We start from the raw sequence: 9,132 nt of genomic DNA on the forward strand, positions 1-9,132 counted from the left end.
GGCTCTTGTGCATAGGCCCGGTTGGCGCGGGGTGTGTCAACATCGGCGTATAACGCTTGACGTTTAACGCCGCTCGTTATACTCTTGCCCCCATGATTAAAAGCTTCAAGTGCAAGCAGACCCAGGCGCTCTATGAGGGGCAATGCCCCCGGCAGTTCCGGGCCTTTCGCGCACAGGCGGAACGCAAGTTGCAGATGCTCGACTGCGCGGTCGAACTGGCGGATTTGCGCTTGCCGCCCGGCAACCGGCTGGAGAAGCTCAGTGACGACCGGCAGGGTCAATACAGCATCCGCATCAATCAGCAGTGGCGCATCTGCTTTTCCTGGACGGACGCGCCGTGCGATGTGGAGATCACCGATTATCACTAGGAGGACAGACGCATGAACCAGATGAGACCAATTCACCCCGGCGAGATTCTCCGCGAGGAGTACCTGGAGCCGTTGGGCATGAGCGCCAATGCGCTGGCCACCGCGCTGCGGGTCTCCGCGCCACGGATCAATGACGTGGTGCGGGAGCGGCGCGGCATTACGGTGGATACCGCGCTGCGGCTGGCCCGCTATTTCAACACCACGCCAATGTACTGGATGAACCTTCAGGCCGCCTATGAGCTGAAGGCGGCCCGGCGGAAGCAGGACGAGATCGAGCGTGAGGTGCTGCCGTTGCAGAGGGCTTCTTGAGGTGATCGAGGCTTGGCGCGCCTCACATGTCCGCGAGCAGCAGTGCGCCTGATCGACTACCACTAGGAGTGGCGACATGCTGAGCCGAGCTGCGGCTGGGGCGGTATTTCCGCACCTCGGCGCAGTTCTGGATGAACCTGCAAAGCGCCTACGATCTGGCCGTGACGGAGGCAAAGATCGGCGATCGGCTGGACCGCGATATAGATCCCGTGGCGGCATAGGTCGCGCGAGGCGCGGCCGGACGGGCGCATCCGCTTGATCGGCCCCTCACACTGGCGCCGTTTCCTTCCAGCCCACCGACAGCCCGTAGCGGACCAAGGCATCCAGATCGACAGCCACCAGGTTGCTCACCCGCCGACTGTTGATCACCCGCTCCTTATTCTCGGCCACAATAACCCCGGCCTGGCGCAGCTGGCGCTTGAACACCCGGTCGGACTTCACCGGCAAGGCATTCCAGCGGTCCCGCAGCGCCGGTGAATGGGCGATGTGGTCCATGATATTGCTGGTGCGCACCAACAGGCACTCCACATCGACGCGCTCGTCGTCCTGCACCGAGTCAAACATATGCGGATAGCGAAACTCACCCCGATCGATCTCCGACAGCGCGATCTCCATGATCCACACCCACGGCTCCCGGTCCTGGCTGGTCTCTGAGATGTGCTCATTCATCTCATGCAGCACATCCTGAGGAAAGTCGCCCTGAGACTCCTCCACCCCAGCAAACTCACACAGCAGCCGCCAGGCCATCAGCACCGCCGCATAGTTACCCGCCATGCGCACCGCGCCATCGTCGTCACCAGAGGCACGGGAAAGATCCAGACAGCGCTTGCGATAGCGCCCATAGATCTCCTGAATCTGGCTGCGGTCGTAGTGTTTTGCGAGGAACTGCAGCCACTGCAGCATCGGGAACCGGGGCAACGACTCGCGCATCAGCGTGCCCTTGGCTCCCGGCTTCAAGCTGGCCCGCACCACCTTACCCAGCAAGGAGCGCACCGGCACATCCTCACCGGCCATCAGCACCGGCGCCGAGAGGATGTACTCAGTCATCTCCGAATTACGTCGGTTGATGGTGTACTGGTAGCTCTCCTGCAATAGGTTCACCGCGGCATCAATCGTCTGCTGTCTGCGCGCCGAGATCTCCTCCCAGCCCACTGGATGCGAGGTAGAAGAGATAGAGGTAACGATACGGAACACAGTCTCAAGCGACTGCCCAGAGAACATAGTGAAGGTGAGAGTCCGTTCCAGCCGTTTGATCAGGGTCGATTTACCCGAGCCCTTGTCGGCCTGCATGATCATGTGCGGCCAGAACCCCAGCAGCGCCTTCAGATGTGCACCCAAACCCCACACCAGCAGCTGCAGGGCCGCATTGTGCTTAAAGGTGGCCTGGTAGGCGTTGATGACCTGTCGTGCATCCTCTTTCGAGCCCGAGTGAAAGGTCAGGTTATGGTAGGGGCACTGCTGCTGCGGATTCGTGAAATAGCAGTCCGGTCCTTCATTCACCACCAGCTTGCCCTCACGCCAGGCCAGCCCAACAAAATTGACCGCATGCCGGGCCCCAAGGTCAGCACTGCGCTCCAGGATACTCACCATCCGATTGAACGCACTGGGCTGAAACACCGGGCCAAACTTCCGCCACTGATCCACATTGTGCAGCTGCTCATCCTCAAACACCCGGCGCTGCAGGTTAGCGCCATGCCGGGGCGCCTGCACCGAGACAGAAAATAGCACCTGCGGCTTGGGCATCGACTTCCCCGGTCATGGTCGAGAGCGCACTGGCGACCGTCACCCGGCTAATGCCAGCAACACGGAACCCGCACAGATCCTGCATTGTCAGCTTGTCATCCCCCGCCTCATCATCCTTCTCCACCTTACTCACATAGGTGGTGAAATCCGGCTTGACCCGGTATTTCCAGTAGTGCGCGAAGTCATAAGATGGCAGGAACAAACGGGACCGCCCCTTCTGCCGCTCGGCATCCCCGATCATCCCTGGAATGGCCCAGTGCTCCAGCCTGTTCAGCTCGATCTTGAGGCCCGATGCGCCCACATCCTGCAGCACGTCGTTCAGATCATTCCAGCCAGCGTCATCCCACTCCGACTGATCCAGCAGCATCGCCGAGATATTCAGCCCCGTCAGCTGCTCATAGACCGACCAGGCCGACTTCTGCCCAGGGCAATAGCCGGTGCGCTCGTTGGGCGCGTCATTGTCCATCGCCACGATAACCTCCTTGCCCTGGAGGAAACGCCAGTCGATGTTATCCACATTGCCGGTGCCACGGGATGCCACCGTGGCAGTGCCAGGCAGGCTACAGCTATCGATCGACAGCGCATTGATGGCGGACTCCACCACAAACACCCGCCGCGCCGCCTTCAGCGCCCGCAGGTCAGCCGTCCAGATATGGCCGAACTTCTCGCCGATGGTTTGAGTCTTCACCTCACCATTCAGTGACGGGTCCAGATAGCGCATATCCACCGCCTTCACATGGCCAGGGTTGAGAGTGCGCACAATGAAGGCCGCCGCCGGGCCGCCATAGCCCACCTCCCCCACCTGGCGCTTGGTGGAAGGAAGGTGTTAAACCCCAGCGACTTGCCACGAATCGCCCGCTCCACCGCCGTTTCCGCGATCTTTCGTGTCTCCACCAGGAAAGCCTTCACCTGATCGCCTGAGCCAGACAGCGGCCAGCCACATTCTCCTCAAACGACAGCTCGCGCCTGGGCGCATCGGGGCGATCCAGAGGAATACCGTAAATCTCATGCAGCCGGCGGATCGCCTCATCCACCGGGCACTCTTCCACATACATCACTAGGTCGATGCAGGTGCCGGCCGCATCATCACAAGAGTGATCTTTCCAGCGGGTGCCGTCGGCGAAGATCGACAGCGACGGGCTCTTGTCTGGGTGCCGAGGGCTCTTGTAGTTGCCCCGGCTCTGGGGGCGCTCCAGACCCAGCTTAGCGGCCAGGTCATAGAGATCGATACGCTGTTTGAGTTCTTCAGTTGAAGCCATAAAACTACCTGCTGTGGACGCCGGCAAATTGATTCCCTACAAGCTGGCTGCATTCAATCTCTCTCAGTTTCATGGTCATTACCTTGTTAAGTTGTCACCCGCCTCCGGCAGATAAATAACAATCTCCCCATCAAAGGCCTGCGCCATCTCCTGCACAAACTCGCTTTCAACCAGCTCAGCCTGGGCGGGATAGTCACGCTGCAGCTTCTCCCAGGCTTCACGCTTGCGCTCTCTGGGGATCCGAGACAGGTTGACCTTCTTCATTCGCCCTGCGGCGCGTCGGCCTGCTCCCCTTGCTGGCATCTGTGGATCAGCACCAACAGCAACACCGCCAGCGGGAACAGCAGAACACTCATAAACACCATGAAGAGGCTGTCGCCGATCAGAACATCCACCGCCCTTGGGATCGTCATCTGACACCAGTGCAGAACCGCTGCGCAGAGCATCAAATACAAACCCACCATCGTCACATCGAACATGCTGTTCTCCTGTAAAAATGCCAGGCAGAAGGCTGCCGGAAGAGTTAAACGGTCACCCCGGGGCCCTGGCCGGAGATGAAGAGATTCCACCCCGCCCCTATCGCATGGATTACTCAGGCCTTCTCATCGTTATGTGCGCACGTCCGATCCATGCACGAATGCACACCTCAGCCGCTGCCAACCAGCAGAGATATTCACGAGACCTCTTCCATGGCGTCTTCAATGTCTTCACGATCCGGCAGCGTATAAACCGCCGTTGAGCGAGGGTCACGCTGGTTCAGCGCACCCTGCACCACACCGCGGGGATCTTTAGCGGTCGAGTTCTTCATCAACCGCTTGGCCAAGGTGTGGCGGAACCAGTGCGGAGACGCCTTCACTTCCAAACCAGCGGCTCGGCACCAGTGGCGCATCCGGTCCTGATAGCTCCTGATGCTCATCCGCTTGTGTTTCCGGGAGTAGACTAGAGGCAGATCCGCACTCTCCGGGTAGCCCATCTCCCGCCGGATCTGCAGCAGATCGCGCAGCGCCCGCCGCGCCTTATTGGTCAGAAACACCTTGCCGCCCTGGCTCCGCTTGGTGATCTCGGGGCGCAAGATCAGGTAACGATCCCGCAGCGCCGCCGTGGCATCCCCCACGCTCAGACCCGCCATGGTCTCGACTCGAATACCGGTCTGGCGCATGAAGCGCATCCAGGCGTAGTCCCGCCGGGCCAGCACGCTCTTGAACTGATTCACCGTCTGGAACAGCTGCCGCTCTTCGCCCTCTTTCAGGTAGCGCTCAAACACCCGCCGGTTCATGACTCACCCCGCTGGCCCTCAAGGCCCCACACCAACGCAAGATGCTCAAACACAGCCCCACCGTTGAGGATCAGCATGTGCGGTTCACGCCCCAGGTGGCGCAGCCGGAACACGTCCAGCAGGTTTTCACAGAGCACCGCATCCAGCAGGGCCAGATCCGATACATCGAACCGGAAGCGCTGCCCGTTGTAGGCCGACAGCAGCCCCTGGGCGACCACGCGAGCACCTGACGTGTCCTGTGATACAGCCACCTTCAGGCAATACTGAAGCGCCACCGCCAGCGTCTCCTTCATGCTCTCTGGAATGCATGTGGAGGCTGCCAGCTCACGATGATTGATGATGATTTCCATTCTCTGATCTCCGTATTGATTCNACTCGCCCACTTAAGAGAGCGGGTTGTGCGAACAAACTCAAGAAACACCCGCCGGGAAGCCCCGGAGGCACCCTGCTCGACCGCCCTGGGCACTACCCAGAGGCTGGCCCAGCCGTTGCAGCTCACCACCGCCCCCGCCGGAACAACCGACTCAAACGCAGTCGTAGGGGACTCGATGCGGATCACCAGCTCCCGCTCGCCGTCCTGAATGTTCTCCAACGCCGTCAGCACCAACTGGGGGCCAATAATCAGGGGCTGGCCGATCTCCAGCCACAGCCTCCGGCGATCGCCGGAAGCGGCAAAAACACCGGCACGAAGCAGACGAATCATCGCCCTTCCCTCCTCTTCTTCTGGATCCGCGCGATGGTCTCCATTGCGGCCAACAGCTCCAGCTCATCCGGGTCAGGCTCCACGGCGATGGGAGCCTGTACCGGCGCAGCGGCTTCACTGCTTACCGTGCAGGCCGACATCAATTCGTCTTTAAAGAGCAGGAAAAAAACCGAAGTGCCAACCCGCAGCTGATGCCCGGACGGAATATTGTCTTCAACCCGGCGAATACCATGCTTGGCCAGAAAGTCAGGCACCGACATGGCCGACCTCCCGCAGTACACCACGTGCCGACAGAAACACCGCCACCTTTAACGTCAACGCTGGCGGCAAGGCATCATCAACAGCATCCTGATCCGGTGCTGCCGCCGCCCGAATCGACGCCACCACGGCCGGTGGCATCACATCGACAGCCAGATCCATCGCCGCCCCATGCCGCCCCGGCACAAACGGCAATTGATCGGGCAAGCCTGGGACAGTCATCCAGCTGGGAACACCGCCGCCCAACAGCTCCAGCAGCTGGATGGTTTGCGGCACATCAAGCAAGTATCGTTCTGCGTGCATCTTCCGCCTCCGCTAGTTGTTCGATACGTGAAAGAAATTCAAGGAAGGCCTGAATGTGCCGATAGCCCGCGGTCTTGATCGCCCGGGCCTCAGTCAGCGTGACCCGATGATCGGCCAAAGACTGGTGGATCACCTCACAGGTACAGCCCATCTTTGCCTGCCAGGCGCTGAACTTATCGAGCAGCTCCACATCCCCGACCGGCTCTGCATCCGGCAATTGGATAGAGATGTGGTGCAAGGTGTGGCTGAAGGCGTGCAGCAGGCGGTAATCCTGCGCCATCAACTGCAGGGTGATGGCATCCTCCAGCCCCAGCTTGTGGCTGGATGACTCAGGATTGACCTCATTCGACAGGGTGCCAGCACTCTTGCCGAGCATTGGGCCCAGCGCCTCGGCGCCGCCCTTCATTCCCTTCCGAAACTCGTGGACGGTCCGCCAGGCAGCCTCCTGCACCGGCGTCCAGTGGGATGGTATTTCCCGTAACACTGTGCGTTCCTCTCACGTGGATCAGTGAGAGACAGCGGACTAGGCTTTTCGCGTATGGAGAGATCGACTACCCTATTTCACGCGAGGATGTACGGATGAAGGTGCTCAAGCCAAGTCCTGCTGCCTCGTTCGCCCCAGCCAGTGTTGCCGCACCGGCTGGGGCCTCTCTTCTCTCAGGCGGCTGCCGCCTGTTTCTCCTGCCAATCTCGCCAGCGCCGATGCCCTTCACGGGTTCCGGCGAACCAGGCATCGGCTTCGGCAGTGCCGACCTCATAGGGCCGCGACATGCGCTCGCCATTAAAGCGATAGACCAAGGCCGACATCACCCCCTCCTCGTAGGCGCGGCTGCGCGGGGTGCGATAAACACCAGGGCCAAAGGCCTCGTTGTAGAGTTGTTGTGGCAAGTCCATTTCTGTTTCCTTAGTCTCAAGCCGCATTTTTCTGTTCTGCTTGTTCCAGCCCCGCTTGAACAAAGGCCTCGACCAGATCTTTCACAGAGGTACCTCTCTCCGCCGCCAGCAGTTTGAGGCGTTTGTGAATAGCTGGGTCCACAAACAAGGTTTTGGGTCGCTGGATGTTTTTCATTTCACGCTCCATGATTTAGGATGCTGTTTTATGTTCCTGCGATTTCGTCGGGTACCGTTAACACTACCTTAGTAGCGCATTCGCTACCGGTCAAGCGACGACATGCCATCTGCTCATAACGATTTCTTATCAAAAATTAATTTTCTATCAGGCGGGCGTTATATCACCCCGTGGCTTGAGTCCACCGGACTGACAAAAGCAACCATCAATGCGCTTCGCAATGCAGGGCGCACACCGTCATCTGACGTACTCCGCGCAATCTCACGCACCGAAAACGCCTCATTGATCTGGCTAACTGAAGGCAAGGGCGCACCGTTCTACGTCGCCTATGCCCTCTCAGACGAGGATGGTGCCGAGCTGCTGGATGCCCTGTGTGAAGGGGATGGCTGGGTGATTGCAATAGTCACTGGCGAACACAGCGAGGGCTTCACCCTTCTGCTGGCACAGCACAGTCACTTTGAAATAAAGGGAAGACGCGTAGATTTCACCCAGGTCGAGATCATCGCCGGCCACCTGGGAAAAGCCACCCTGGAACGGGCAGCCCAGGCAACAGAAACCGGCAGCCGCCTCTACACGCTAAAAATCACAGATGAACAATACGAGCGCCTCGAACGAGGCGCCATGGGAAACTACGAACTCATCGGCTGGAGAAAAGAAGAAGGCCTATTCGCCAATGCTCAAGCCTGGCAAGAAACCGATACCCTCGACCAATTCACCCCCACCGCCGACACAGAAGACCACCTCACAAAACAAGAAAAGCGCCTGCTGAAAATCTTCCGTAGGTTCAGCGATGAAGACAAAAAACGCCTACTGGCAATCGCCGAAAGCCTTCAGCTTTAGCAATTTTACAACCAGCAAAGCTTACTATGCTGGCGGCATACTTGAAGTCTGCTTCAGTGGGAACCTGCCCCGTACAAATGTACTGGGCAGGTCAGCAGCGGGAGATGGTTTGCATCCGCCTCGATCGTGTTGCCGCCTATTTGAATTCTCTCAACCCAGTCAGACAACGAACCATCAGGTTCGAAAATTACAATACTTTCAGTTTCGTCTGTTTTACGTTTAACATTAATTTCTTCCCTGTTCTTACGGTTCACCTAGCGACTCGCTTCACCGGCAAAGTAAAGTGAAGGAGCAAAGCGACGTAGCTTTATTTTGTCCGAGCGCAAGCGTTTATTAGCTGATAACTTGAGCCCCTGTACTTATAATTCGTTTATAATACCCCTCAACGTTGCCATGCAAGATTCATAGTTATTCTTAATGTTTCTTCTTTCAATATCTGCCCGTAATGTTTGAATATCGGCTTCAATTAACTCAATTCGCAATTTAGTTTGCGGCGACGCCTTGTCTTTGGCCTTTGCTAGGCTCTTTTTCGCCTGGTTGAGATATAAAATTTCATCATTATCTTTCCACGCCTCATGACTTTGTTTTACCTGCTCCTTTAATAGATTTATTTTTGTATTTAAATCGTTAATTTCTTTCTGTATCGGCTTTTTAGCGACCTGATCGGCCTTATCCAAGTATTTAAGCACGCTATCTAGTTCTTGTGCAGAATCTTTAACATTGTGACTGACAAGTAGATCGTGTTCCGCAGTATATAGGTGCATTTTTGCATCAAGAAGATGTTTAAGAGTTTTTTCGGAAGTTGCTAATTCAACATAACCATGAATTAGTTGATCTATCTCTCGCCCAATTATTGCAGTAGACTGATGCCAAAAACGAGTTAAAGTATTTTCATTTTCCGCCGAGGATTGCTTTAGTTGTTTTTTAAATGCATCTATTTTTACAGCCAATTGACGTGATGATTCTCGGGACTTTTCAGTCTTGCTAGTTTGTGATGCCTTATT

14 protein-coding genes and 1 pseudogene are annotated in these 9,132 nt (G+C 57.4%); 3 read left to right on the forward strand and 12 right to left on the reverse strand.

Annotated elements, in window-relative coordinates; translation table 11 throughout:
- Positions 1-92 precede the first annotated feature (92 nt).
- Together RIFP1SYM_RS14455 and RIFP1SYM_RS14460 are read left to right on the forward strand one after the other, a co-directional pair.
- On the forward strand, positions 93-368 hold the full coding sequence (locus tag RIFP1SYM_RS14455; RefSeq protein WP_006474125.1) for a type II toxin-antitoxin system RelE/ParE family toxin: 276 nt from the start codon (positions 93-95) through the stop codon (positions 366-368).
- A gap of 12 nt (positions 369-380) precedes the next feature.
- Positions 381-677, forward strand: a complete 297-nt coding sequence (locus tag RIFP1SYM_RS14460) for a HigA family addiction module antitoxin (protein ID WP_005966092.1) — start codon at positions 381-383, stop codon at positions 675-677.
- Positions 678-944: 267 nt separating this feature from the next.
- Here the strand turns inward: RIFP1SYM_RS14460 and RIFP1SYM_RS14470 are convergent.
- The 10 genes and pseudogenes from RIFP1SYM_RS14470 to RIFP1SYM_RS18355 all read right to left on the reverse strand — a co-directional run bounded on the left by RIFP1SYM_RS14470 (position 945) and on the right by RIFP1SYM_RS18355 (position 7,288).
- Positions 945-3,679: pseudogene (locus RIFP1SYM_RS14470) on the reverse strand (toprim domain-containing protein).
- Positions 3,680-3,757: 78 nt separating this feature from the next.
- Positions 3,758-3,943 carry a hypothetical protein gene (locus RIFP1SYM_RS14475; protein ID WP_005966100.1) on the reverse strand — a complete coding sequence of 62 codons (186 nt, stop codon included), beginning with the start codon at positions 3,941-3,943 and terminating at the stop codon, positions 3,758-3,760.
- Positions 3,940-4,158 (reverse strand): hypothetical protein, encoded by a 219-nt coding sequence (locus tag RIFP1SYM_RS14480; protein WP_039960615.1) that lies wholly within the window; start codon positions 4,156-4,158, stop codon positions 3,940-3,942. Before RIFP1SYM_RS14480 ends, RIFP1SYM_RS14475 begins: the two co-directional genes overlap by 4 nt.
- Positions 4,159-4,352: 194 nt before the next feature.
- Positions 4,353-4,955, reverse strand: a complete 603-nt coding sequence (locus RIFP1SYM_RS14485; protein ID WP_005966104.1) for a tyrosine-type recombinase/integrase — start codon at positions 4,953-4,955, stop codon at positions 4,353-4,355.
- Entirely contained in the window at positions 4,952-5,248 is a 297-nt protein-coding gene (locus RIFP1SYM_RS14490; protein WP_240992131.1) for a DUF7673 family protein, read from the reverse strand. The genes RIFP1SYM_RS14485 and RIFP1SYM_RS14490 overlap by 4 nt, the downstream gene beginning before the upstream one ends.
- Positions 5,249-5,654: 406 nt before the next feature.
- Complete coding sequence (locus RIFP1SYM_RS14495) at positions 5,655-5,918, reverse strand: hypothetical protein (RefSeq protein ID WP_005966110.1); 264 nt, start codon at positions 5,916-5,918, stop codon at positions 5,655-5,657.
- Positions 5,905-6,219, reverse strand: coding sequence for a hypothetical protein (locus RIFP1SYM_RS14500; RefSeq protein WP_005966112.1), 315 nt, complete (start codon positions 6,217-6,219; stop codon positions 5,905-5,907). The genes RIFP1SYM_RS14495 and RIFP1SYM_RS14500 overlap by 14 nt, the downstream gene beginning before the upstream one ends.
- Entirely contained in the window at positions 6,194-6,703 is a 510-nt protein-coding gene (locus RIFP1SYM_RS14505) for a phage regulatory CII family protein (protein ID WP_005966114.1), read from the reverse strand. Before RIFP1SYM_RS14505 ends, RIFP1SYM_RS14500 begins: the two co-directional genes overlap by 26 nt.
- Before the next feature lie 173 nt (positions 6,704-6,876).
- Positions 6,877-7,113, reverse strand: a complete 237-nt coding sequence (locus RIFP1SYM_RS14510) for a hypothetical protein (protein ID WP_240991596.1) — start codon at positions 7,111-7,113, stop codon at positions 6,877-6,879.
- Between the two features lie 16 nt (positions 7,114-7,129).
- Positions 7,130-7,288 (reverse strand): hypothetical protein, encoded by a 159-nt coding sequence (locus RIFP1SYM_RS18355; protein WP_006474133.1) that lies wholly within the window; start codon positions 7,286-7,288, stop codon positions 7,130-7,132.
- A gap of 102 nt (positions 7,289-7,390) precedes the next feature.
- Here RIFP1SYM_RS18355 and RIFP1SYM_RS14515 point away from each other — a divergent pair, with 102 nt between their 5' ends.
- On the forward strand, positions 7,391-8,128 hold the full coding sequence (locus RIFP1SYM_RS14515) for a hypothetical protein (RefSeq protein WP_005966119.1): 738 nt from the start codon (positions 7,391-7,393) through the stop codon (positions 8,126-8,128).
- A 53-nt stretch (positions 8,129-8,181) separates the two neighbouring features.
- On the opposite strand, the gene RIFP1SYM_RS17605 is transcribed toward RIFP1SYM_RS14515, so the two are convergent.
- Both RIFP1SYM_RS17605 and RIFP1SYM_RS18360 read right to left on the reverse strand, forming a co-directional pair.
- Entirely contained in the window at positions 8,182-8,382 is a 201-nt protein-coding gene (locus RIFP1SYM_RS17605) for a hypothetical protein (RefSeq protein WP_139042162.1), read from the reverse strand.
- 105 nt (positions 8,383-8,487) lie between these two features.
- Positions 8,488-9,132 (reverse strand): hypothetical protein (locus RIFP1SYM_RS18360; RefSeq protein ID WP_240992132.1); only part of this gene is annotated, 645 nt, incomplete at its 5' end.

This window comes from endosymbiont of Riftia pachyptila (vent Ph05) (genome assembly GCF_000224455.1).
Lineage (GTDB): Bacteria > Pseudomonadota > Gammaproteobacteria > Chromatiales > Chromatiaceae > Endoriftia > Endoriftia persephonae.

Excerpts from the sequence above, each read along its gene's own strand:
- RIFP1SYM_RS14455 (WP_006474125.1), top strand. The coding sequence starts at position 93 with ATGATTAAAAGCTTCAAGTGCAAGCAGACCCAGGCGCTCTATGAGGGG.
- RIFP1SYM_RS14460 (WP_005966092.1), top strand. The coding sequence starts at position 381 with ATGAACCAGATGAGACCAATTCACCCCGGCGAGATTCTCCGCGAGGAG.
- RIFP1SYM_RS14475 (WP_005966100.1), bottom strand. The coding sequence starts at position 3,943 with ATGAAGAAGGTCAACCTGTCTCGGATCCCCAGAGAGCGCAAGCGTGAA.
- RIFP1SYM_RS14480 (WP_039960615.1), bottom strand. The coding sequence starts at position 4,158 with ATGTTCGATGTGACGATGGTGGGTTTGTATTTGATGCTCTGCGCAGCG.
- RIFP1SYM_RS14485 (WP_005966104.1), bottom strand. The coding sequence starts at position 4,955 with ATGAACCGGCGGGTGTTTGAGCGCTACCTGAAAGAGGGCGAAGAGCGG.
- RIFP1SYM_RS14490 (WP_240992131.1), bottom strand. The coding sequence starts at position 5,248 with ATGAAGGAGACGCTGGCGGTGGCGCTTCAGTATTGCCTGAAGGTGGCT.
- RIFP1SYM_RS14495 (WP_005966110.1), bottom strand. The coding sequence starts at position 5,918 with ATGTCGGTGCCTGACTTTCTGGCCAAGCATGGTATTCGCCGGGTTGAA.
- RIFP1SYM_RS14500 (WP_005966112.1), bottom strand. The coding sequence starts at position 6,219 with ATGCACGCAGAACGATACTTGCTTGATGTGCCGCAAACCATCCAGCTG.
- RIFP1SYM_RS14510 (WP_240991596.1), bottom strand. The coding sequence starts at position 7,113 with ATGGACTTGCCACAACAACTCTACAACGAGGCCTTTGGCCCTGGTGTT.
- RIFP1SYM_RS18355 (WP_006474133.1), bottom strand. The coding sequence starts at position 7,288 with ATGAAAAACATCCAGCGACCCAAAACCTTGTTTGTGGACCCAGCTATT.
- RIFP1SYM_RS14515 (WP_005966119.1), top strand. The coding sequence starts at position 7,391 with ATGCCATCTGCTCATAACGATTTCTTATCAAAAATTAATTTTCTATCA.